Source organism: Streptococcus mitis subsp. hohhotensis, assembly GCF_020089495.2.
Taxonomy (GTDB): domain Bacteria; phylum Bacillota; class Bacilli; order Lactobacillales; family Streptococcaceae; genus Streptococcus; species Streptococcus hohhotensis.
In genome coordinates this window covers 87086-111596 of record NZ_JAIRCA020000005.1, presented here as the reverse complement: position 1 = coordinate 111596, position 24511 = coordinate 87086, and the positions used below count along the sequence as shown (strand labels likewise).

19 protein-coding genes are annotated in these 24511 nt (G+C 43.2%); 16 read left to right on the top strand and 3 right to left on the bottom strand.

All coding sequences use genetic code 11. From position 1 onward, the window contains the following. Positions 1-226 precede the first annotated feature (226 nt). The 12 genes from K4Z77_RS03535 to K4Z77_RS03480 all read left to right on the top strand — a co-directional run bounded on the left by K4Z77_RS03535 (position 227) and on the right by K4Z77_RS03480 (position 14174). On the top strand, positions 227-1840 hold the full coding sequence (locus tag K4Z77_RS03535; protein WP_224218458.1) for a ribonuclease Y: 1614 nt from the start codon (positions 227-229) through the stop codon (positions 1838-1840). A 129-nt stretch (positions 1841-1969) separates the two neighbouring features. Then, positions 1970-2596 (top strand): guanylate kinase, encoded by a 627-nt coding sequence (gmk, locus tag K4Z77_RS03530; RefSeq protein ID WP_000775040.1) that lies wholly within the window; start codon positions 1970-1972, stop codon positions 2594-2596. A 24-nt stretch (positions 2597-2620) separates the two neighbouring features. Continuing rightward, positions 2621-2935, top strand: coding sequence for a DNA-directed RNA polymerase subunit omega (gene rpoZ, locus K4Z77_RS03525; protein WP_000979235.1), 315 nt, complete (start codon positions 2621-2623; stop codon positions 2933-2935). Between the two features lie 65 nt (positions 2936-3000). Continuing rightward, a complete protein-coding gene (locus tag K4Z77_RS03520; RefSeq protein WP_224218457.1) occupies positions 3001-5397 on the top strand; it encodes a primosomal protein N' in 2397 nt (798 codons plus the stop codon). A 12-nt stretch (positions 5398-5409) separates the two neighbouring features. Further along, entirely contained in the window at positions 5410-6345 is a 936-nt protein-coding gene (gene fmt / locus K4Z77_RS03515; protein WP_224218456.1) for a methionyl-tRNA formyltransferase, read from the top strand. Further along, positions 6338-7651 (top strand): 16S rRNA (cytosine(967)-C(5))-methyltransferase RsmB, encoded by a 1314-nt coding sequence (gene rsmB / locus K4Z77_RS03510; RefSeq protein WP_224218455.1) that lies wholly within the window; start codon positions 6338-6340, stop codon positions 7649-7651. Before fmt ends, rsmB begins: the two co-directional genes overlap by 8 nt. Before the next feature lie 14 nt (positions 7652-7665). Further along, entirely contained in the window at positions 7666-8406 is a 741-nt protein-coding gene (locus tag K4Z77_RS03505) for a Stp1/IreP family PP2C-type Ser/Thr phosphatase (RefSeq protein ID WP_224218454.1), read from the top strand. Next, positions 8403-10316 (top strand): Stk1 family PASTA domain-containing Ser/Thr kinase, encoded by a 1914-nt coding sequence (gene pknB, locus K4Z77_RS03500; protein WP_070479796.1) that lies wholly within the window; start codon positions 8403-8405, stop codon positions 10314-10316. The genes K4Z77_RS03505 and pknB overlap by 4 nt, the downstream gene beginning before the upstream one ends. Positions 10317-10404: 88 nt before the next feature. Continuing rightward, positions 10405-11163: a threonine/serine exporter family protein gene (locus K4Z77_RS03495; RefSeq protein ID WP_084925579.1), complete on the top strand. Its 759-nt coding sequence runs from the start codon at positions 10405-10407 to the stop codon at positions 11161-11163. A 1-nt stretch (position 11164) separates the two neighbouring features. After that, positions 11165-11614 (top strand): threonine/serine exporter family protein, encoded by a 450-nt coding sequence (locus K4Z77_RS03490; RefSeq protein ID WP_033689218.1) that lies wholly within the window; start codon positions 11165-11167, stop codon positions 11612-11614. Positions 11615-11727: 113 nt separating this feature from the next. After that, entirely contained in the window at positions 11728-12900 is a 1173-nt protein-coding gene (locus K4Z77_RS03485; protein ID WP_049546599.1) for a hydroxymethylglutaryl-CoA synthase, read from the top strand. Continuing rightward, complete coding sequence (locus tag K4Z77_RS03480) at positions 12900-14174, top strand: hydroxymethylglutaryl-CoA reductase, degradative (RefSeq protein WP_224218453.1); 1275 nt, start codon at positions 12900-12902, stop codon at positions 14172-14174. The genes K4Z77_RS03485 and K4Z77_RS03480 overlap by 1 nt, the downstream gene beginning before the upstream one ends. 143 nt (positions 14175-14317) lie before the next feature. Here K4Z77_RS03480 and K4Z77_RS03475 read toward each other — a convergent pair whose 3' ends face one another. Both K4Z77_RS03475 and K4Z77_RS03470 read right to left on the bottom strand, forming a co-directional pair. Then, positions 14318-15283: a LacI family DNA-binding transcriptional regulator gene (locus K4Z77_RS03475; RefSeq protein WP_084886730.1), complete on the bottom strand. Its 966-nt coding sequence runs from the start codon at positions 15281-15283 to the stop codon at positions 14318-14320. After that, positions 15264-16718 carry a sucrose-6-phosphate hydrolase gene (locus tag K4Z77_RS03470; protein ID WP_224218452.1) on the bottom strand — a complete coding sequence of 485 codons (1455 nt, stop codon included), beginning with the start codon at positions 16716-16718 and terminating at the stop codon, positions 15264-15266. The genes K4Z77_RS03475 and K4Z77_RS03470 overlap by 20 nt, the downstream gene beginning before the upstream one ends. A 380-nt stretch (positions 16719-17098) precedes the next feature. Here K4Z77_RS03470 and K4Z77_RS03465 point away from each other — a divergent pair, with 380 nt between their 5' ends. Continuing rightward, positions 17099-18985 (top strand): sucrose-specific PTS transporter subunit IIBC, encoded by a 1887-nt coding sequence (locus K4Z77_RS03465; RefSeq protein ID WP_224218451.1) that lies wholly within the window; start codon positions 17099-17101, stop codon positions 18983-18985. A 149-nt stretch (positions 18986-19134) separates the two neighbouring features. Continuing rightward, positions 19135-20022 (top strand): fructokinase ScrK, encoded by an 888-nt coding sequence (gene scrK, locus K4Z77_RS03460; RefSeq protein ID WP_224218450.1) that lies wholly within the window; start codon positions 19135-19137, stop codon positions 20020-20022. A 42-nt stretch (positions 20023-20064) separates the two neighbouring features. On the opposite strand, the gene K4Z77_RS03455 is transcribed toward scrK, so the two are convergent. Next, positions 20065-20682, bottom strand: a complete 618-nt coding sequence (locus K4Z77_RS03455; RefSeq protein WP_224218449.1) for a TVP38/TMEM64 family protein — start codon at positions 20680-20682, stop codon at positions 20065-20067. Between the two features lie 145 nt (positions 20683-20827). Here K4Z77_RS03455 and K4Z77_RS03450 point away from each other — a divergent pair, with 145 nt between their 5' ends. Both K4Z77_RS03450 and K4Z77_RS03445 read left to right on the top strand, forming a co-directional pair. Then, positions 20828-23818, top strand: a complete 2991-nt coding sequence (locus K4Z77_RS03450; protein WP_224218448.1) for a type I restriction endonuclease subunit R — start codon at positions 20828-20830, stop codon at positions 23816-23818. A gap of 19 nt (positions 23819-23837) precedes the next feature. After that, on the top strand, positions 23838-24383 hold the full coding sequence (locus K4Z77_RS03445; RefSeq protein ID WP_224218447.1) for a hypothetical protein: 546 nt from the start codon (positions 23838-23840) through the stop codon (positions 24381-24383). The last annotated feature ends 128 nt before the right edge of the window (positions 24384-24511 follow it).

Genomic DNA, 24511 nt, shown 5'->3' with positions numbered 1-24511 from the left:
TAGTAGACCTCATTTCTAACTCAAACGTCTCACACTTAATTCCACCATAAAAATCCGTTTTAGACTAATTTCCACTTTGGTCAGGTGAGTGGAAGTTACTTTGAGAAGTTACCCATTCCAAATTCCCCAAAACATATTCTATTTTAGGTTTGTGAAAATCACTTTTTTATGGTAGAATGTAAAAGAATGTATGTCATTCGGAATAACAATAAAATGAGGTAAAAACATGGAAATCATGTCGCTTGCGATTGCTGTTTTTGCCGTCATCATTGGTTTAGTCATTGGATATGTCAGCATCTCAGCCAAGATGAAATCATCTCAGGAAGCTGCAGAGTTGATGCTTTTAAATGCTGAACAAGAAGCAACTAATTTACGTGGACAAGCTGAGCGTGAAGCGGATTTACTTGTTAATGAAGCCAAGCGTGAAAGTAAGTCTCTTAAAAAAGAAGCACTATTGGAGGCCAAAGAAGAAGCCAGAAAATACCGTGAAGAAGTGGACGCTGAATTCAAATCAGAACGTCAAGAACTCAAACAAATCGAAAGTCGTTTGACAGAGAGAGCTACTAGCCTTGACCGTAAAGACGACAATTTGACGAGTAAAGAACAAACACTTGAACAAAAAGAACAAAGTATTTCTGATAGAGCGAAAAACCTTGATGCGCGTGAAGAGCAATTAGAGGAAGTCGAAAGACAAAAAGAAGCAGAACTAGAGCGTATTGGTGCCCTGTCTCAGGCAGAAGCACGAGATATTATCTTGGCTCAGACAGAGGAGAACTTGACCAAGGAGATTGCCAGCCGCATTCGTGAAGCTGAGCAAGAGGTCAAGGAACGTTCTGACAAAATGGCCAAGGACATCTTGGTTCAAGCTATGCAACGTATCGCTGGTGAGTATGTAGCGGAGTCGACAAACTCAACAGTTCATCTGCCAGATGATACTATGAAGGGACGCATTATTGGTCGTGAAGGTCGTAACATTCGTACCTTTGAAAGTTTGACAGGGGTCGATGTGATTATCGACGATACACCAGAAGTGGTGACCTTGTCAGGTTTTGACCCGATTCGTCGCGAGATTGCCCGTATGACTATGGAAATGTTGCTCAAGGATGGTCGTATCCACCCAGCTCGTATCGAAGAGTTGGTTGAGAAAAACCGTCAAGAGATTGATAATAAGATCCGTGAATACGGTGAGGCCGCTGCCTATGAGATTGGTGCGCCAAACCTTCATCCAGACTTGATGAAGATTATGGGACGTTTGCAGTTCCGTACTTCATATGGACAAAATGTCTTGCGCCATTCGATTGAGGTTGCTAAGTTGGCTGGTATTATGGCTAGTGAGCTTGGCGAAAACGCGGCTCTTGCCCGTCGTGCTGGATTCCTTCACGATATCGGGAAAGCTATTGACCGCGAGGTTGAAGGTAGCCACGTTGAAATCGGTATGGAATTGGCCCGTAAGTACAAGGAACACCCAGTTGTGGTGAATACGATTGCTAGTCACCACGGCGATGTAGAAGCCGAAAGCGTCATTGCAGTTATCGTTGCTGCAGCAGATGCCTTGAGTGCAGCCCGTCCAGGTGCTCGTAGTGAGTCTCTTGAAAGCTACATCAAGCGTCTTCATGATTTGGAAGAAATTGCTAACGGCTTTGAAGGAGTACAAACTAGCTTTGCCCTTCAAGCAGGACGTGAAATCCGTATCATGGTCAATCCAGGAAAAATCAAGGACGACAAAGTCACAATCTTGGCTCACAAAGTTCGTGAGAAAATTGAAAACAATCTCGATTACCCAGGAAATATCAAGGTAACCGTGATTCGTGAGCTTCGAGCAGTAGACTATGCCAAATAAATAAGAAAGAGCAGTTGAAAAATTACTGCTTTTTTGTTACACTAGATAGAAAGACTGTAAAGGATAATCTGGCTTTTTGCCGTTATTCTAGAGAAATGTTATTTCACAGACTGACTAAAAGGAGACACAATGGCAGACCGAGGCTTACTAATCGTATTTTCTGGTCCTTCAGGGGTTGGAAAAGGAACGGTTAGAAGAGAGATTTTTGAGAGTTCTGAAAACCAATTTCAATACTCTGTATCAATGACGACACGCGCACAACGTCCTGGAGAAGTGGACGGTGTTGATTATTTCTTCCGTACTCGCGAAGAGTTTGAGGAGCTGATTCGTCAAGGACAGATGTTGGAATATGCAGAATATGTCGGCAACTACTATGGAACTCCTCTGACCTACGTAAATGAAACCTTGGACAAGGGAATCGATGTCTTCCTTGAAATTGAAGTTCAAGGAGCTCTTCAGGTCAAGAAAAAGGTTCCAGATGCTGTCTTTATCTTCCTGACACCACCAGATTTGGATGAATTGCAAGATCGTTTGGTAGGACGTGGAACAGACAGTGCAGAAGTGATTGCCCAACGAATCGAAAAAGCCAAGGAAGAAATTGCCCTCATGCGTGAGTATGATTACGCGATTGTCAACGATCAGGTGCCCCTAGCCGCTGAGCGTGTCAAACGTGTTATCGAAGCAGAGCACTTCCGTGTGGACCGTGTCATTGGTCATTATCAGGAGATGTTACCAAAGTCTCCAACTAGCCGATAAAATTTAGAAAATAGGTACAAGCAAATGATGTTAAAACCCTCTATTGATACCTTGCTCGACAAGGTTCCTTCAAAATATTCACTCGTAATCTTGGAAGCAAAACGTGCCCACGAATTAGAAGCAGGTGCGCCAGCAACTCAAGGTTTCAAATCTGAAAAATCAACTCTTCGCGCTTTAGAAGAAATCGAATCAGGAAACGTTACGATTCACCCAGATCCAGAAGGAAAACGTGAAGCAGTGCGTCGCCGTATCGAAGAAGAAAAACGCCGCAAAGAAGAAGAAGAAAAGAAAATCAAAGAGCAAATCGCTAAAGAAAAAGAAGATGGTGAAAAAATTTAAGGTTGGGGGGACTCAATCTTATTTTTTCTATTGCAAGAATGTACTGACAAGGAGGAGGTGAGAAGATGGCCATAGCCAAGATTATTGTAGATGTGCCTTTGATGCAGACGGACCAGCCCTATAGTTACAGGATTCCGGAGGAATTTATGGGAATGTTGGAAGTTGGGATGCGGGTTCATGTGCCTTTTGGTAAGGGGAATCGCCTGATTCAAGGGATTGTTCTTGGTTTGGAGACTCAATCGGATGAAGAAGAGGCAAATCAAGATTTAAAAGATATTGCTGAGGTACTGGATTTTTCTCCTGTACTCACGCAAGAACAACTCTGGCTGGCTGAGGAGCTCCGCAAGTCCGTCTTCTCCTACAAAATCTCCATCCTTAAGGCTATGTTACCGGGATTTCTGAACTCCAGCTATGACAAGATTCTCTATCCTCTGGCAGGTCTGAGTCAGGAAGATCGAGAGCGTCTGTTTGGTTCAGAAGATTCGCTAGCCTTTTCTTCTCTGGATTTAGGTAAGCAAGCAGAAATGATGCGTTTAACTAGAAAAGGCTTGCTTGGTCTGGAATATCAGGCGGTCGATCAAAAGAAGGTCAAGACCCAGTCTTGGTATGAGATTGACCTTGTTCAGTTAGAAGGTGTCGAGATTTCTACACGCGCCAAGAAAAAGTTAGAACTGAGAGACTATCTGCTGTCTCATCCAGAGAGTGCTTCCTTGGCTAGTTTGTTAGAGTCCTACTCGCGGGAGCAAGTCAACTTCTTTGTCGAACAAGGTGCTGTGACCATAGTCCAAAAGGAAGTTCAACGCTCGGCTGCTTATTTTGAAGGCATTGAGGCAAGTCAGCCTTTGGAGTTGAATCCAGAGCAAAGACAGGCGCGTGATGTGGTTATCAGTGCGATTGGCAGTCACCAGCCTCCCTTCCTCCTTCAAGGGATTACAGGAAGTGGGAAGACCGAGGTTTACTTACAGATTATCCAAGGGGCCTTGGACAAGGGCAAGACAGCTATTTTGCTGGTGCCTGAGATTTCCTTGACTCCACAAATGACGGAGCGTTTTATTGCTCGATTTGGTGAGAAAGTGGCTATTCTTCACTCAGGCTTGTCTAATGGTGAAAAGTATGATGAATGGCGCAAGGTAGAACGCGGCGATGCTCAAGTTGTTGTGGGTGCTAGATCGGCCATCTTTGCTCCGCTGAAAAATCTAGGTGTTATGATTATCGATGAGGAGCATGAAGCGACTTATAAGCAAGACAGTAATCCCCGTTACCATGCTAGAGAAGTGGCCATTTTACGGGCTCAGTACAATCAAGCTGCCCTGGTACTTGGTTCAGCAACTCCTAGTCTGGAAAGCCGTGCTCGGGCTGGCAAAGGCGTCTATCAACACTTACGTCTGACCCAACGCGCCAATCCTTTGGCTACAATCCCTGAGGTTCAAGTGATTGACTTTCGAGACTATATCGGACAAAACGAGACGTCAAACTTTACGCCTCCTTTGCTAGAAGCTATTCAGGAATGTCTGGTTAAAAAAGAGCAGGTGGTTCTCATGCTCAATCGCCGTGGTTATTCTAGCTTTGTCATGTGTCGGGAGTGTGGGACCGTTGATACGTGTCCCAACTGTGATATTTCTTTGACCCTGCACATGGATACCAAGACCATGAACTGCCATTATTGTGGTTTTTCTAAGGACATTCCTCAGGTCTGTCCTAACTGTAAGAGTCGCAGTATTCGTTACTACGGGACGGGGACACAGAAGGCTTATGACGAGCTGGCAGAACTCTTTCCCCAGGCCCGTATTCTGCGCATGGATGTGGATACGACTCGTAAGAAAGGTAGTCATCAAGCTCTGCTTGACCAGTTTGGTAGAGGGGAAGCAGATATTTTACTTGGTACTCAGATGATTGCCAAGGGATTGGATTTTCCCAATGTGACTTTGGTCGGAGTGCTCAATGCGGATACGGCCTTGAATCTACCAGATTTCCGTTCTTCTGAGAGAACCTTCCAGCTCTTGACTCAGGTGGCAGGTCGTGCAGGTCGAGCTGAAAAAGCTGGGCAGGTCTTGATTCAGTCTTACAATCCTCAGCACTACGCTATTCGATTTGCAAAAGACCAGGACTACGAAGGTTTTTACGCTTATGAAATGGGAATCAGACGACAACTTGGTTATCCACCTTACTATTTCACCATTGGCATTACCCTTTCTCACAAGAAAGAAGAAGAGGTGGTCAAACGTGCCTATGAAGTTATGAACATTTTGCGGTCAGGATTGTCAGAGACCAGTAACATTCTTGGGCCAACGCCCAAACCCATTGCTCGTACCCACAACCTCTATCATTATCAGATTTTGATTAAATACCGTTTAGAAGATGAGCTGGGGCCGACCCTCAACCAGGTCTTGGCCTTGACTCAAGAACGGGAAAATAGTGAGCTCCGTCTCAGCATTGACCATGAGCCACAGCAATTTTTATAAGAAGGAGAAGATATGACAAAATTAATCTTTATGGGGACCCCCGACTTTTCAGCAACAGTCTTAAAAGGACTTTTGACAGATGACCGTTACGAAATTCTAGCCGTTGTGACCCAGCCAGACCGTGCTGTCGGACGTAAAAAAGTTATCCAAGAAACCCCAGTCAAGCAGGCTGCCAAAGAAGCGGGTCTTCCAATCTACCAACCTGAAAAATTATCTGGAAGTCCAGAGATGGAAGCTATTATGAAGCTAGGAGCGGATGGGATTGTGACAGCTGCTTTTGGGCAGTTTCTCCCAAGTAGACTCCTTGATAGCATGGACTTTGCGGTCAATGTTCATGCATCTCTTCTTCCTAAACATCGTGGTGGAGCGCCAATCCATTATGCCTTGATTCAAGGGGACGAGGAAGCTGGTGTGACCATTATGGAGATGGTTAAGGAAATGGATGCAGGGGATATGATTTCTCGTCGCAGTATTCCTATCACGGATGAGGACAATGTTGGCACCTTGTTTGAGAAATTAGCTCTTGTTGGTCGCGATTTGCTTTTGGACACTTTGCCTGCCTACATTGCTGGTGACATCAAACCTGAACCGCAGGATCCAAGTCAGGTTACTTTCTCGCCAAATATCAAACCCGAGGAAGAAAAGTTGGATTGGAATAAAAGCAATCGTCAACTCTTTAACCAAATCCGTGGAATGAATCCGTGGCCTGTTGCCCATACTTTCCTTAAGGGAGACCGCTTTAAGATTTATGAAGCCCTAACAGTAGATGGTCAGGGAAATCCAGGAGAGATTCTCTCTATCGGCAAGAAAGAATTGATTGTCGCAACGGCTGAAGGAGCTTTGTCTCTCAAACAAGTGCAGCCAGCTGGTAAACCTAAGATGGACATTGCTTCCTTCCTCAACGGTGTTGGACGTACATTGACTGTAGGAGAACGATTTGGTGATTAAAGTAGAAACAGCTAGAAGTTTAGCCCTAGCAGTATTAGAGGATGTTTTTATCAATCAAGCATACTCAAATATCGCCTTAAATAAGCATCTCAAGGGAAGTCAACTTTCTGTAGCAGACAAGGGCTTGGTGACAGAGATTGTCTATGGAACGGTAGCCCGTAAACTGACTCTGGAATGGTACCTATCCCACTTTATCGAAGACAGAGACCAGTTAGATAGTTGGCTTTATGTCCTTCTTCTCATGAGTGCCTACCAGCTCCGCTATTTGGACAAGATTCCAGACCATGCTGTGGTTAATGAAGCAGTGGAATTAGCCAAAGTCCGTAAAAAAGGCAGTGAAAAATTGCTCAACGCCGTCCTTCGCCGTATCTTGCGTGAAGGCTGGCCAGATATTGCTAGCATCAAACGAAAAAACAAGCGTGATTCCATTGCCTATTCTCTCCCAGTTTGGCTAGTTGCCAAGCTCAAGGAAGAATACGGAGAAGAGCGAGCGCAAGCTATCTTTGAAAGCATTTTGGTGCGAAACAAGGCCAGCATTCGTGTAACAGACTTAGGACGAAAAGAGGAAATCCAAGCCTTGTTGGAGGCCAGTGATTCATCCTTGTCTCCTTCTGGTTTGGTTAAGGAGCAGGGGCATTTTGCAGGCCATGATTTGTTTGCGGAGGGAGCCATTACCATCCAAGACGAGTCCAGTCAGCTTGTTGCTCCCACTCTTGATTTACAAGGTGATGAGCAGGTTCTAGATGCCTGTGCGGCTCCGGGTGGGAAAACAGCCCATATAGCCTCTTATCTCACGACAGGTCAGGTTACTGCTCTGGACTTGTACGACCATAAGTTGGACTTAATTCAAGAAAATGCCCAACGTCTATGGGTTGCAGATCGGATTCAAACGCAAAAATTGGATGCCAGAAAGGTACATGAGTTTTTTGGTCAGGATTCATTTGATAAGATTTTGGTAGATGCTCCCTGTTCAGGAATTGGTCTTCTGCGACGCAAACCAGACATCAAATACAATAAAGAAACGGCAGATTTCGCGTCCTTGCAGGAAATTCAGCTAGAAATATTAGGTAGTGTTTGTCAAACACTACGCAAAGGTGGTATAATAACTTATAGTACCTGTACTATTGTCTCAGAGGAGAACTTTCAAGTCGTACAGGCATTTTTAGAAAGTCATCCTGAATTTGAGCAGGTAACACTAGAACATGAATGTAAGAATATCATGAAAGACGGCTGTATCCTCATTACACCTGAATTGTATGGAAGTGATGGATTCTTTATCAGTCAATTTCGCAAGATATCAGATTAGGAAGGAACTAACACATGGAAATTTCATTATTAACAGATGTTGGTCAGAAACGAACAAATAACCAAGACTATGTCAACCACTATGTCAATAGAGCTGGGCGTACCATGATTATCCTAGCTGATGGTATGGGAGGTCATCGCGCAGGGAATATCGCTAGTGAGATGGCGGTAACAGACCTGGGTGTAGCTTGGGTTGATACACAAATCGATACGGTTAATGAAGTGCGTGAATGGTTTGCTAACAACCTTGAGATTGAAAATCAAAGGATTAACCAATTGGGACAAAATGAAGCCTATAAAGGAATGGGAACAACCCTTGAGGCTTTAGCCATTATTGATAATCAGGCTATTTATGCCCACATCGGAGATTCTCGTATCGGTTTGATTCGTGGAGAAGAATACCACCAGTTAACGAGCGACCATTCTTTGGTCAATGAATTGCTTAAGGCTGGTCAATTGACGCCAGAAGAAGCTGCTAGCCATCCACAGAAAAATATTATTACTCAATCTATTGGTCAAAAAGATGAAATTCAGCCTGATTTTGGAATAATCACCCTTGAGCCTGGGGACTATCTCTTACTCAATAGTGATGGCTTGACAAATATGATTTCAGGAAGTGAGATTTCTGATATTGTAACCAGCGATATTTCTTTGGAAGATAAGGCAGCAACCTTGATCCGTTTTGCCAACAATGCAGGTGGTTTAGACAACATCACAGTTGCCCTTATTGCTGTTAATGAGGAGGAAACAGAATGATCCAAATCGGCAAGATTTTTGCCGGGCGGTATCGGATTCTCAAACAGATTGGTCGAGGAGGCATGGCAGATGTTTACTTGGCTAAAGATTTGATTCTAGACGGGGAAGAAGTGGCGGTAAAGGTCCTGAGGACCAACTACCAGACAGACCCGATTGCTGTGGCTCGTTTTCAGCGGGAAGCGAGAGCCATGGCAGATTTGGACCATCCTCATATCGTTCGGATTACAGATATCGGTGAAGAAGAGGGACAACAGTATCTCGCAATGGAATATGTTGCTGGATTAGACCTCAAACGCTATATCAAGGAACATCACCCTCTTTCAAATGAAGAAGCGGTTCGAATCATGGGACAAATCCTCTTGGCTATGCGCTTAGCCCATACTCGAGGAATTGTTCACAGGGATTTGAAACCGCAAAATATCCTTTTGACCCCAGATGGGACTGCCAAAGTTACAGACTTTGGGATTGCAGTAGCCTTTGCAGAGACGAGTCTAACTCAGACCAACTCAATGCTAGGTTCTGTGCATTATTTATCACCAGAGCAGGCGCGTGGTTCTAAAGCAACTGTGCAGAGTGATATCTATGCCATGGGAATTATTTTCTATGAGATGCTGACAGGTCATATTCCTTACGATGGGGATAGCGCAGTGACCATCGCCCTCCAGCATTTCCAGAAACCACTGCCATCGGTTATAGCCGAAAATCCATCTGTGCCTCAGGCTCTAGAAAATGTTGTTATCAAGGCAACTGCTAAGAAATTGACAGATCGCTACAAATCAGTCGCTGAAATGTATGTGGATTTGTCGAGTAGTTTGTCTAATAATCGTCGTAATGAACCAAAGCTAGTCTTTGACGATGCAACTAAGGCAGATACTAAAACTCTTCCTAAAGTTCCACAAAGTACCTTGACTTCTATTCCTAAAGCTCCGGTACAAGAGGGAAGACCTCAGCCTAAGCCCCAGCCTCATCAGACAGAAAAACCAGTACCTAGTCCAAAGCCAACCAAACGGCGTCGCCTGAAAGCACGTTATCCAATTTTATTTGCGACCTTCTTGTTGGTTGTGGCATCCTTAGTATGGATTTTATATAGAACGCCTGCTACCATTGCCGTTCCAAAGGTGGCAGGTCAGACGGTTGCTGAGGCTAAAGAAGCGCTTAAGAAAGCCAATTTTGAGGTTGGTGAAGAAAAAACAGAGGCTAGTGATAAGGTTGAAGAAGGTCGTGTTATTCGTACCGATCCTGACGCTGGTACGACACGCAAAGAAGGAACAAAAATTAATTTGATTGTGTCTTCTGGTCAGCAATCTTTCCAACTTGGAAATTATCTTGGACGAAAATCTAGTGATGTAGTGGCAGAATTGAAAGGCAAGAAGGTTCCAGAAAATCTAATTAAGATTGAGGAAGAAGAATCCAACGAAATCGAAGCCGGTACAATCATGAAACAAAGTTTACCGGAGGGAACAACCTACGATCTTAGCAAGGCAACTCAAATAGTTCTGACTGTTGCTAAAAAAGTAAATTCTATTTCAATGCCAAGTTATATTGGTTCAAGTCTTGAATTCACTAAAATTAATTTGATTCAAATTGTTGGGGTGAAAGAGGCTAATATCGAAGTTGTAGAAGTGTCTAAAGCTCCTGAAGGAACTGCTGAGGGGACTGTTGTAGAGCAAAGTCCAAAAGCGGGTGGAAAAATTGATTTAGCCAGCACACGTATTAAAATTTCGATTTATAAACCCAAAACACCACCATCAAGTTCCTCTTCAACGTCAGTTCCACGTGGTAACCAAGGTTCACCTACTACTCCAAATCAAGGGAATCAACAAGGTGGCCAGCAAGGAAATCAACAAGGAACGGTTCCTACTCCGACTCAACCAAATAGTGAAGGAAACCACGAAAATTCTCGTGATTAAACGAATCTTTGTCATGATTTCATGGCAAAGATTTTTTTTGACTCCAGATTTGTGATAGAATAGAGAGAGTTGATAAAAGGAGGCAAGCATGGAAGAATCAAGAGAATTAAATGCCGTCATCGATGTGATTATGTTAGCTGGAACCATTCTTCTCAAAAGTGGCTCAGAGATTCATCGTGTAGAAGATACCATGATTCGAATTGCGCATTCGCAGGGGATTGTGGATTGTAATGTTCTTGCCATGCCTGCCGCAATCTTTTTCTCCATTGAAAATACCAATATTTCGCGTATGAAGCGCGTGACTTCCTCTTCTTATAACATCGAAAAAGTCTGCGATGTGAATCAGATTTCTCGTCAGTTAGTAGGTGGAAAGCTTGATTTAGAAACAGCCTTTAAGCAATTGACGGCCTTGCAAGCTCAACCTCTTCCCTATACTAAGTTGCAGGTAACTTTGGCTGCGACCTTTAGTGCTCCTTTCTTTTCAATTATGTTTAGTGGAAATATCTACGACGCACTTGGGGCAGGAGTGGCTACCTTATTTGGTTTTGCCTTTTCCCTCTATGTGGAGAAGTTTATCCGAATTCCCTTTGTAACGGCCTTTGCTGGAGCCTTTGTCTTTGGGATGATTGCCCAGTTTTGGGCTCGCTACACAGGTTTTCCTTCAACGGCAGATTTGATTATAGCTGGTGCGGTCATGCCGTTTGTACCAGGGATTGCCTTGACCAATGCGGTCCGTGATATTATGACTAACCACATAAACTCTGGTATGAGCAAGATGTTTGAATCCCTGCTCATTACCCTTGCTTTAGGGGCAGGAACTTCTGTCGCCTTGGTATTGATGAATTAATATGACACTAACAACCTTTTTATTACAAGCAGTAGCAAGTCTTCTTGCTATTATTACCTTTCTAATCGTACTCAATGTTCAGCGGTCCATGCTCTTACCAGGAGGAATTTTGGGCATGGCTGTCTGGCTGATTTATCTCTTGCTCAAGGAACCGACCAATGTTATTGTGGCTACTTTTATTGCAGCCATTATCGGTTCTTGTGTCAGCCAGATTTTAAGTATTCTTTATAAGACACCTGCTGTAGTCTTTATCTTGGCCATCTTGGCACCTCTGGTTCCGGGTTATCTCTCCTATCGGACAACTGCCTTTTTTGTGACGGGAGATTACAGTCATGCCATTGCTAGTGCAACCTTGGTTGTTATGCTGGCTTTGGTGATTTCCATTGGAATGGCTAGCGGAACAGTGATTCTCAGACTGTATTCTCACTTACGAAAACAGCATAAAAGTTAGATTCATAAGGGACTTGATTTGGTGAATCAAGTCTTTTTTCTCTCTTTTACTGCCATTTGTGATAAAATAGTATAGAACGATTTTTTACAATGAATGATAAAACAGAGGTAAATATGACAATCGGTATTGATAAGATTGGTTTTGCGACCAGTCAATATGTCTTGAAATTACAAGACTTAGCAGAAGCGAGGGGAATTGACCCTGAAAAATTAAGCAAAGGACTCTTGCTCAAGGAATTGAGTATTGCGCCCCTAACTGAGGATATCGTGACCTTGGCGGCCAGTGCAAGTGATTCTATTTTAACTGAGCAAGAAAGAGCAGAAATTGATATGGTCATTGTGGCTACTGAGTCAGGAATTGACCAAAGTAAAGCTGCGGCCGTCTTTGTGCATGGTTTGCTGGGCATCCAGCCCTTTGCTCGTAGTTTTGAGATTAAAGAAGCTTGCTATGGAGCGACAGCGGCCCTTCATTATGCAAAACTGCATGTGGAAAATTCTCCAGAGTCCAAGGTCTTGGTCATTGCCAGTGATATTGCCAAATATGGTATTGAAACTCCAGGAGAACCCACTCAGGGTGCTGGAAGTGTGGCCATGTTGATTACACAAAATCCGCGCATTATGGCCTTTAATAATGACAATGTAGCTCAAACCCGTGACATCATGGATTTCTGGCGTCCAAATTACTCGACAACTCCGTATGTAAATGGTGTTTATTCTACCCAACAATATTTGGATAGTTTGAAAACGACTTGGCTTGAATACCAAAAACGCTACCAGCTTACTTTGGATGATTTTGCGGCGGTTTGTTTCCACTTGCCTTATCCTAAATTAGCGCTAAAAGGCTTGAAAAAAATCATGGATAAGAGCCTGCCTCAAGAGAAAAAAGACCTCTTACAAAAGCATTTTGACCAGTCTATTCTCTACAGTCAAAAGGTGGGGAATATCTACACTGGTTCCCTCTTCCTTGGGCTTCTATCTCTCTTGGAAAATACAGATAGCTTGAAGGCTGGAGATAAAATTGCCCTTTATAGTTATGGAAGTGGGGCTGTGGCTGAGTTCTTCAGTGGTGAATTGGTTGAAGGATATGAAGCTTATCTGGATAAAGACCGTTTGAACAAGCTCAACCAACGAACTGCCCTGTCTGTTGCAGACTATGAAAAAGTCTTCTTTGAGGAAGTAGACTTAGATGAAACAAATTCTACCCAGTTTTCTGGCTATGAAAATCAAGATTTTGCCTTGGTTGAAATTGTTGACCACCAACGCCGTTATAGCAAGGTTGAAAAATAATGAAGATAAGTTGGAATGGATTTTCTAAAAAATCATACCAAGAGCGCCTCGAGTTGTTACAAGCTCAGGCGCTCCTTAGTCCTGAGAAGCAAGTGAGTTTGGAGCAGGATGAACAGATAAGTGTGACTGTGGCAGACCAGCTGAGTGAGAATGTGGTGGGAACTTTTTCTCTGCCTTATTCGCTGGTTCCAGAGGTCCTTGTCAATGGTCAGGAATACACAGTTCCCTATGTGACAGAAGAACCGTCCGTGGTTGCTGCGGCCAGCTATGCAAGTAAAATCATCAAGCGAGCAGGTGGCTTTACTGCTCAGGTTCATCAGCGCCAGATGATTGGGCAGGTAGCTCTTTATCAAGTTGCTGAACCTGAACAAGCTCAAGAGAAGATTACAAACAAAAAGACTGAGCTCTTGGAACTTGCCAATCAGGCCTATCCTTCTATCGTCAAACGTGGAGGTGGGGCGCGTGATTTGCATGTAGAGCAGATAAAAGGCGAAACTGACTTTCTCGTTGTTTATCTCCATGTCGATACCCAGGAAGCCATGGGTGCTAATATGCTCAACACCATGCTGGAAGCCTTGAAACCAGTCTTAGAAGAACTCTGTCAGGGACAGAGTCTCATGGGGATTCTGTCAAACTACGCGACCGATTCTCTGGTGACAGCAAGCTGTCGCATCGCCTTTCGTTACTTGAGCCGCCAGAAGGACCAAGGACGAGAAATTGCGGAGAAAATAGCTTTAGCTAACCAGTTTGCGCAGGCTGATCCTTATCGTGCAGCTACTCACAATAAAGGGATTTTTAATGGTATTGATGCCATTTTAATTGCTACTGGTAATGACTGGCGTGCCATCGAATCCGGGGCCCATGCCTTTGCCAGTCGAGATGGACATTACCAAAGTCTTAGTCAATGGACGCTGGACCTTGAAAGAGAAGAATTGGTGGGCCAGATGACCCTGCCCATGCCTGTAGCGACCAAGGGTGGTTCAATTGGTCTCAACCCTCGTGTAGCTCTCAGTCATGAACTACTGGGGAATCCTTCTGCCAAAGAATTAGCCCAGATTATCGTGTCTATCGGACTTGCCCAAAACTTTGCGGCCCTCAAAGCCTTGGTGAGTACAGGGATTCAGCAAGGTCACATGAAATTGCAGGCCAAATCCTTAGCTCTCCTAGCTGGTGCTAGTGAGTCTGAAGTTGCTCCCCTGGTCGAGCGCCTCATCGCAGATAAAATCTTTAACTTAGAAACTGCCCAGCGTTATCTAGAAAACTTAAGATCATAAAAAAACTCAGACCGATCGGTCTGAGTTTTTCTTGTGCTTATACTCTTCGAAAATCAAATTCAAACCACGTCAGCTTCGCCTTGCCGTACTCAAGTACAGCCTGAGGCTAGCTTCCTAGTTTGCTCTTTGATTTTCATTGAGTATTAAATACTTTTTCCTGGTAATAGTGTAACTGGTAAAAAGTAGCCTGTTGTGGCAACTTCCTTGCCTTCGATCTTCTGCAAGAGGAGGTCAACAGTGAGGCAGGCAATCTCTTCCAAGGGTTGCTTAATAGTAGCTAGTTGAGGGTAGTAATTCTCGATAAAGTAGGTACCATCGTAACCGATGACCTTGAGCTCTTCTGGTACAGAAATTCCCAGTTCCTGAGCAATTTTAATGACTAGAATAGCGGTCAAATCATCCGAAGCAAAGATGGCATCTGGTTTTTGATGGGTCAAGATATTCTTGATTTCCATTTCTTTTCTGACGGGCGAAAAGTCACTGGAAACATTGATAATAGGAGCTTTTGGGAGTACAGATGCAAAACCAGCGTGGCGTAGTCCAGTTGGCGAGTTAGAATTGTCATTCCCTGTAATCATAATGATAGACTGGGCGCCTGTCTTAACCAAGGTCTGGGCAGCAAGGACCCCACCAGCATAGTTGTCAGAGGAAACGACAGGAATGTCTGGCGATAGGTTTCGGTCGAAGGAAATAATTGGTGCCGTCACGCGATTGTAGTCTTCGATTCCCAAGTTGTGACTACCCGAAATGATGCCGTCCACCTGATTGGCTTCCAACATTTCGATGTATTCGCGTTCCTTTTCAGAATCGTGCTCACTGTTGCAGATGATGGTCTTGTAACCATTCTTAAAAAGTTGGTGTTCCAGCTTATCAATCAATTCTGCATAGAAAACGTTGGAAATATTGGGGAAAATCAAACCGATTAACTTAGCTGATTTTCCTTGCAAGCTACGAGCTAGGTTGTTGGGTTTATAGCCCAATTCTCGCATGGCTTCATTGACTTTTTGGATGGTTTTCTCAGAGAGATACCCTTTTTTATTGATAACCCGAGAAACGGTAGTAGGGCTGACGCCTGCAAGTTTGGCGACATCAGTTAGTTTTGCGACCATAATCTAATTCATAGTAAGTTCCAGTTGGGTTTCCAGATTTAATCAGGATACCATTTTGGTCCGCATGTGGGAAGACACGACCAGAAAATACTTTTTCTCCTTTATTGATGAAAATTTCAAAGACAGAGTTATCGATGAAGATTGTAGCAGTAGTAGCCTGGTTATCGATTGGGCAAGAACGAGTTGTACCAAATTCTTGGGCATACTGTTCTCCAGCCTGGCTACGATCTACTGTCACTTGACCATTTACAAGGTCAAAGTTGATGGAAAGTCCCTTGCCTTCTTTATCAGCAAGTAAGACAATCTCGCTCTGGCTATTAGCTTCCAAGTTGAGTTCGAGTTCGTAAGTGTTATTGGTTTGAACACGGTTTGAGAAGGCTTCTTCAGAAGCACGAAGGTCCTTGATAGTTGCGACTGGGTATTGGTAGAGTTTGCCGTCTTTGATAGTGAGTTCCTTGACCAAAGAGAAGGTTCCTTGGTGGTCAAAACGGTCAGATGGGTAAGAAACATCTGGCAAGCCAAGCCAGCTAACAGCTAGAGCACGTCCATCAGGAGCGTTGAAGGCTTGAGTAGCATAGGCTTCGAAACCGTAATCCATGTTTTGAAGTTGAGATACATCTACCATTTTGGCATTTTCAGGGTCAAAGGAAGCCCCGATTTTATACATATTTGGATAGATATTGTCGTAGTCTAGAACTTCTTTATCCAATCCTTGTGGGCAGTAGAGAAGCACAGGTTGCTCTCCTACAAAGACCAGATTTGGACATTCCATCATGTAGGCAGTACGGTCGTTAGCAAAGTCAAGGTCGCCAACGGCTTGCCAGTTTGTATAGTCGTTGTCTACAGCCTTGTAGAGACGGACGAAGCCTTTTTTCTCCAAGTCCTGTCCACCGACGATGGCATAATATTGACCTTTAAAGTTAAAAATTTGCGGATCGCGGAAGTGGTCAGTAGAGTCTGCTGGCTGGTCGATCAAGATCTTGTCAATCTTCGTAATCTTGCCATCCTTGTCCATCAAAGCACCGATTTGGTAAGGGTGACGGATCCAGTTTTCATCACGAACATTTCCTGTATAAAATAGGAACAAGTTATCGCCAAACTGCATGGCAGAACCAGAGTAGGCACCGTGGCTATCTAATGGAGTATCTGGTAAAACTTTAATTCCGGTTTCTTTAAAGTGAATCAAATCATCACTTTCTAGCTGTGCCCAAGATTTCAAACCGTGGGCTGCACCAAAAGGAAAATTCTGGTAAAAGAGGATCCATTTGCCATCAAAGTAAGAAAAGCCATTTGGGTCGTTGAGAAGTCCTGTTTTTGGCTCAACATGGTAATGAGTATGCCATGGAGATTGTGCCATATTTTCCTTAATATTTTGAATTTCTTCTTGCGTCCAATCTTCATAGGGTCTATAACGACGCTCAGTTGTCCATTCCATTTATTTTATTCCTCCAAAAATCTTATTACTTTTAATAGTAACCGTTTTCGGTTGAAAAAGCAAGTTTTTTATGTTAAAAAAGAGAAAAAACTGTTAAACGTTTATCACAAATCAAAACCAGAAAATCAATCAACTTTTCAATAAAAGATGAAAGATAATGAAATAAAACCTTTTTAACCAAGACTTTAAACTTATTTTTTTAAGGAACACCTGATAAAACAGTCAAAAACAATCAATCTAAAGCAAGCTTACTAAGTGGATAGAATATTTTTTCTGCAAAACGCTTGACATATTTCTAAAACATGATAAAATAATAGTCGTAGGGCGAATAAAATCGCTTTCAAACAAGAACAAAATTTTATATAAGGAGATTTTTGCAAATGAACAATCAGGAAATTGCAAAAAAAGTCATCGATGCCTTGGGCGGACGTGAAAATGTCAACAGTGTAGCTCACTGTGCGACTCGTCTTCGTGTCATGGTCAAAGATGAAGGAAAAATCAATAAAGAAGTGATTGAGAACTTGGAAAAAGTTCAAGGTGCTTTCTTTAACTCAGGTCAATACCAAATCATCTTTGGTACAGGTACAGTTAACAAAATGTACGATGAAGTTGTTGCACTTGGTTTGCCAACATCATCTAAAGATGACATGAAAGCAGAAGCTGCTAAACAAGGGAACTGGTTCCAACGTGCTATCCGTACTTTCGGTGACGTTTTCGTTCCAATCATCCCAGTTATCGTAGCGACAGGTCTCTTCATGGGTGTGCGTGGTCTTTTCAATGCTCTTGAAATGCCACTTCCAGGAGACTTTGCAACTTACACACAAATCTTGACAGATACAGCCTTCATCATCTTGCCAGGTTTGGTTGTGTGGTCAACCTTCCGTGTATTCGGTGGAAATCCTGCCGTTGGTATCGTTCTTGGTATGATGCTTGTTTCTGGCTCACTTCCAAACGCTTGGGTAGTCGCTTCAGGTGGTGAAGTAACGGCTATGAACTTCTTTGGTTTCATCCCTGTTGTTGGTTTGCAAGGTTCCGTTCTTCCAGCCTTCATCATCGGGGTTGTCGGAGCAAAATTTGAAAAAGCTGTCCGCAAGGTCGTTCCAGATGTCATTGACCTCTTGGTAACACCATTTGTGACACTTTTGGTGATGTCTATCCTTGGACTCTTTGTCATCGGACCAGTCTTCCACATTGTTGAAAACTATATCCTTATTGGTACAAAAGCAATTCTTGGCTTGCCACTTGGTCTTGGTGGTTTCTTGATTGGTGGGGTTCACCAATTGATCGTCGTGTCAGGTGTGCACCACATCTTCAACTTGCTTGAAGTGCAATTACTCGCTGCTGACCATGCTAACCCATTCAACGCTATCATCACTGCGGCTATGACAGCTCAAGGTGCTGCGACTGTTGCGGTTGGTGTTAAAACTAAAAATCCAAAACTGAAAACACTTGCTTTCCCAGCTGCTCTTTCTGCCTTCCTCGGTATTACAGAGCCTGCTATCTTCGGGGTGAACTTGCGCTTCCGTAAACCATTCTTCCTCTCATTGATTGCTGGTGCAATCGGTGGTGGATTGGCTTCTATCCTTGGACTTGCTGGTAATGGTAGTGGTATCACCATCATCCCTGGTACAATGCTTTATGTTGGTAACGGACAACTTGCCCAATACCTTCTTATGGTAGCTGTATCATTTGCACTTGGTTTTGCTCTTACTTACATGTTTGGTTATGAGGATGAAAAAGAAGTTGCTACTGAAGTAGCGACAGAACGTTTGGTCCAAGAAGAAACAACTGGTAACATTCCAGCAGCTCTTCAAAATGAAACACTTGTAACTCCTATCGTTGGTGACGTTGTAGCTCTTGCTGATGTCAATGACCCAGTCTTCTCAAGTGGAGCTATGGGACAAGGTATCGCTGTGAAACCTAGCCAAGGTGTGGTCTATGCACCAGCTGATGCTGAAGTTTCAATCGCCTTTGCAACAGGACACGCCTTTGGTTTGAAAACAACTAATGGTGCTGAAGTCTTGATCCACGTTGGTATCGACACTGTAACAATGAACGGTGAAGGTTTCGAACAAAAAGTTGCCCAAGGTGACAAGGTGAAAGCAGGCGATGTTCTTGGAACATTTGACTCAAACAAAATCGCTGCAGCTGGTCTTGATGATACAACAATGGTTATCGTTACAAACACAGCTGACTTCTCTTCAGTAGCTCCAGTCGCAACAGGTTCAGTTGCGAAGGGGGATGCTGTGATCGAAGTGAAAATCTAATCAATCCTCTCTAATGTGAAAACGAACAAATGACATGTTTGTTCGTTTTTGCTTGAATGGTAAGATTTACAGAGGAAAATCTAAAAAATAGAGAAATTTAGACTTTCCAAATATGCTATAATAAAGAAAATAAAAACAAGAGGTTTATCATGACAAAATTATATGGAAGCTTGGAAGCGGGCGGTACAAAGTTTGTCTGTGCTGTCGGTGATGAAAACTTTAACGTTGTAGAAAAAACACAATTTCCAACAACAACTCCAATCGAAACAATCGATAAAACTATTGAGTTCTTCTCAAAATTCGACAACCTTGCTGGTCTTGCAGTTGGTTCATTTGGTCCGATTGATATTGATAAAAACTCAAAAACTTATGGCTTTATCACAACGACTCCAAAACCAAACTGGGCAAATGTGGAATTGCTTGGTGCCCTTCGTCGCGCCCTAAACGTGCCAATGTACTTCACTACAGACGTAAACAGTTCTGCTTATGGTGAAGTGGTTGCCCGTAACAATGCTGGTGGTCGTATCGAAAACTTGGTTTACTACACAATCGGTACAGGTATCGGTGCAGGTGTTATCCAACGTGGTGAGTTTATCGGCGGTGTGGGTCACCCTGAAATGGGTCATTACTATGTGGCTAGACACCCAATGGATATTGAAAAAGAGTTTAAGGGTGTTTGTCCTTTCCATAAGGGATGTCTGGAAGGCTATGCAGCTGGTCCAAGTTTGGAAGCTCGTACAGGTGTTCGTGGGGAAAATATTGAACTCAACAACCCTGTTTGGGATGTTCAAGCCTACTATATCGCTCAAGCTGCGGTTAATGCGACAGTGACTTTCCGCCCAGACGTGATTGTCTTTGGTGGAGGGGTCATGGCTCAACAACACATGCTGGACCGTGTCCGTGAGAAATTTACAGCTCTTCTCAATGGTTACCTACCAGTACCAGATGTACGTGAATATATCGTGACTCCAGCAGTCGCAGGAAATGGTTCTGCCACACTTGGGAACTTTGTCCTTGCAAAAGAAGTTTCAAAATAAACCACAAAATCCGCTTGGGAAACCAAACGGATTTTTTACATGTCAAAGCATTTGCCAGAAAAAGTCAATAATATAGGTCAGACCGTAGGTATAAACCACGAGGGTAAAGGGCTTAGTCAGAATGATGATGGTCATATAGCGCTTGAAGCTCATCTTGGTCAGGGCAGCTAGCATACAGAGAAAGTCAGCTGGACTAATGGGCCAAATCATCATAAAAATAAAGAAACGGTCAAAACGATTGCCCTTATCCAACCAACCGATATACTTGTCATAGGTGCGCTTGCTGACGACAGACTGGACAAAGGCAGCCCCATAGAGGCGCACCAGATAAAAGATAATGGCACAGCCAATCACGATACCGATATAGTTGTAGATAGTCCCGATGATGTGCCCGTAGATAAAGACCCCAGCCACCGAGGTCAAGGCCCCAGGAATGATAGGGACGACCGTCTGTAAAATCTGTAAAAAGATAAAGAGGGGTGGCCCCCAGATACCTGCCTGCTGGATAAAGGCAGAGAGGGTTTCCTTAGACTGTAAAATCCCAGCCTGATAAGCCCAAATACAGAAAATCAAACTCCCAACCCCACCGACAATCGATGAGATATTGATAATTTGCTGCAGAAGGGGAGAAACAGCTTTCATTTGTGTATCCTGTGACATGTAAACTCCTCATAGATAGTATAACTCTACTATACCATATTTTGGAGGAGAAAGGGGAAGATTGCTTTTGCAATGGGAAGAGTGATGGATTTTGAGGCTAAACATGCTATAATAAAGGGAGCAGGCAAGTAGCAAAGGAGAGAGTATGATACAGGTAAAACCAGAACTGGAGATAGAAAAACAGCTGATCAACCAACTGGTGACTGGGGAGAGTCAATGGACTTACAGAGATGACCTTAAAACAGAAGAGCAATTATGGGAAAACTTCTTTGAAAAGCTAGCCCAGAACAATGTGGCTCTATTGGCAGATCATCCCCTGACAGAACAGGAAAAACGCCAGATAAAGAATCAACTGAACTTTGTTAGCTACTATGATGCGGCCAAGTGGTTGGTCGGCGAAAATGGCATTGCCAAGGTTGAGGTTCAAAGAGAAGATGCTAGTTTAGGGACTATCCGTTTATCCGTCATCTGGCGAGACAATATCGCAGCTGGTAAGTCTAGTTATGAGGTTGTCAACCAAGTCGAGAGAGATAAGATAAATCCTCAGGATCAAGACCGCAGGCTAGATGTGACCCTCTTGATCAATGGCCTTCCAATGATTCAGATCGAGCTTAAAAGTCCCAGAGTTGCTTTTCTAGATGCCTTTCATCAAATCAAGAAGTATGATAGAGAAGGAAAGTTCCGTGGTATTTACTCTAGCTTACAGATGTTTGTTGTGACCAATAAGGTAGACACACGCTATATTGCTGCAGCTAGGGAAAATAAACTCAACAAGCAATTTCTAACCAAGTGGGTGGATAAAGACAACCAACCCATAACGAGCTTAACCAGCTTTGCCCACGAAGTCCTTTCCATCCCTCGTGCCCACCAGATGGTTATGCAGTATTCTGTCCTTGATGATAGCAAGAAGGCTCTCATCCTCCTGCGTCCCTACCAGATCCATGCAATCGAAGCAGTGCAAGAAGCCTCTCGCCAGCAAGCATCAGGCTATGTCTGGCACACGACAGGTTCAGGTAAGACCCTGACTTCTTATAAGGTAGCTCGAAATCTCCTCCAGATTCCATCCATCCAAAAGACGATTTTTGTCGTTGACCGCAGAGACTTGGACCAACAGACTACCTCGTCCTTTCTCTCCTATGCGACCAATGATGTCATTGATATTGATGAGACGGATAATACTCATGATTTGGTCAAGCGACTAGGAAGCAATGATAAGCGTGTGGTGGTAACGACCATCCAGAAAATTACCACCATGATGCGTAAGTTTGAACAAGGTCTTTACCAAAGAGATGCGGATAAAATCAAGGGTCTTCGAGTGGCCTTTGTCGTGGATGAATGCCACCGTGCCGTTACGCCACAAACACAAAAAGACATTAAGGGCTTTTTCCCACAGTCTCTCTGGTATGGTTTTACAGGCACACCTATCTTTAAGGAGAATAAACGCCAGCAGGTCGGTGACCTAGCTCAGACCACCCAACAGCAATACGGTGACCGTCTCCATGAGTATACAGTCAAGGAAGCCATCCATGATGGTGCTGTTTTAGGCTTTAAGGTAGATTATCGCAATACCCTCATCACGGATAAATCTGAAAATGACATACCAGACGCTGTCTATGAGAATGAGGAGCATATGCTGGAAGTCTTGGATGCCATTATCAATAAATCCCGTCAACAGTTAGGCTTCCAAAAGGGAGTAGGTAAGACCTACAATGCCATCCTGACCGTCAAATCCATCCCTCAAGCCCAGGCCTACTATGACCTGCTCAAACGAGTCAAGGCTGGGGAGACGAGAGTTAAGGTGTCGGAAAGGGTTAAGCAGGTCCTTCCAGACTTTCCAAAAGCGACTATCACCTACTCGGTCACAGAAAATGAAGAAGACTCAAGAGCCAACCAAGACCACATGAAGCAGGTTTTAGAAGACTACAACCAAGAGTTTGATACCCACTTTACCATGGCGGATCTTCGTGGCTTTAATACGGATGTCAATAACCGTCTAGCTCGAAAGCGGGACAAATACCTCTATCGCAAGGAACAGTTGGATTTAGTCATCGTGGTCAATCGTCTCTTAACAGGATTTGATGCCCCTTGTCTGTCAACTCTTTTTATTGACCGCAAGCCTATGCAACCGCAGGACTTGATTCAGGCTTTTAGCCGCACCAATCGCATCTTTGACAGCAGTAAGACCTATGGTCATATCATCACTTTCCAAAAGCCTCTAGCCTTTAAGGAATCAGTGGATAATGCCCTCAAGCTCTACTCAAATGGTGGTGAAAACGAGGTCCTAGCTCCGAGCTGGGAAGAGGAAAAGAGAAACTTTTTGCGAAGTTGCAGTGATTTCAAAAATCTTGCTACTGATGACTATGTGAACGGTCTAGATCTCGAGCAAGTCTCTACGCCTGAGTTGAGGAAACTAGCTAAAACCTATCAAGCCTTTGATAAATACCTAGCCTCTATCCGAGTGTATAAAGAGTATGATGAGGAAGAGCTTTACAGTCAGACGGGACTTGATGGAGAAAAGTTGGAAAGGTATCTGGGCCTTTATCGAAATGTCCTTGCAGAATTAAAAAGCCGAGTAGAGGATGATGACGATGGAGAGCCACTTGATATCCACTATGAACTGGAGTCTATCCAAGTAGACGAAATCAACTATGCCTATATCTTAACCTTGATTCAAAGCCTGATTGAACAAGGTCAAAGTCAAGAAAAGAACCTAAGCAATCAAGATAGGGAGGTAGTGGATAACTATATTCAGAGTCTTGAGAAGACCAATCCCAATCTTGCCCAGATCATCACTGAACTGTGGAGAGAAGTTCAAGAGCATCCAGAAAGCTATCGTGGTCAGTCTATCGCAAATATTTTGGATCAGATGATAGAGGATGTCATCCAGCAACATATCCAAGTCTTTAGCAAGCGCTGGTATGTCGGCAAGGATGAACTCCGTTACTATGTCGAACACTACCGTAAGGGAGCTAAAAAACAACTAGGAGAAAGCCAGCTGACTAAGAGCCAGCGCTATCAGGACTATAAACTAGAGGTGGCGGATGCCCTCAATCCTCTTCTCTATAAAAAACAAATCAAGGAAGCCTATACCCAGCTAGTAGAGGAAGTCATTGAGCAATTGAGGGTTGGAAGATAGGTAGTTTTGGAGAAAAAGTATGAATTGGACTACGATTTTTGCAGGAATTGCTGCATTTGTTTCAATTGTGAATGTTTTTGTAACTATTAGAAATAATAAGGCTCAAATACAAGCCCAGATTATCTCAAGTTCTCGTGTTCAGTGGATTAAGGAAGTTAGAGAAATCTACTCGAATTTTATTAAATTAAGTACAGAGTTTCATAATGAGTTATTGTTTTTAAGAGTATGTGATAATGAAGAAAATTTTGATAAAAATTTTAATATGTTGAGAGGAAATTTGTGGTCAAGTTATTATCAATTGATTTCTTATTTTCCCAAGAACGAGAGTGATGGAAGAAACTGCGAGATTGTAAGTATATTTAATGAATTAGTTAATTTTTTGGAAGAAAAGTTGGAGTATTCTTATAGAGATATCACTTTTTCGAAGTTTGTACCAAGTTTTCAGGAATTGCAAAGATATGATGTGCCTGAACAATATAAAGCTATGCTGAATATGGTTTCTGATGAATTTTCTTGTTATATGAAAGCGGAATGGGTGAAAGCAAAATTAGAGGTGGAGCACTAATTTAAGTTTTCTCAGCTATAAAATAAGAGGTGTTGTATAGAAAGGTACAACACCTCTTATTTTTATTTTTTTGTCCCTAGATTGACATCTTTGTCCCATGATGTTATAATTGGTTTAGTATTTTAAAT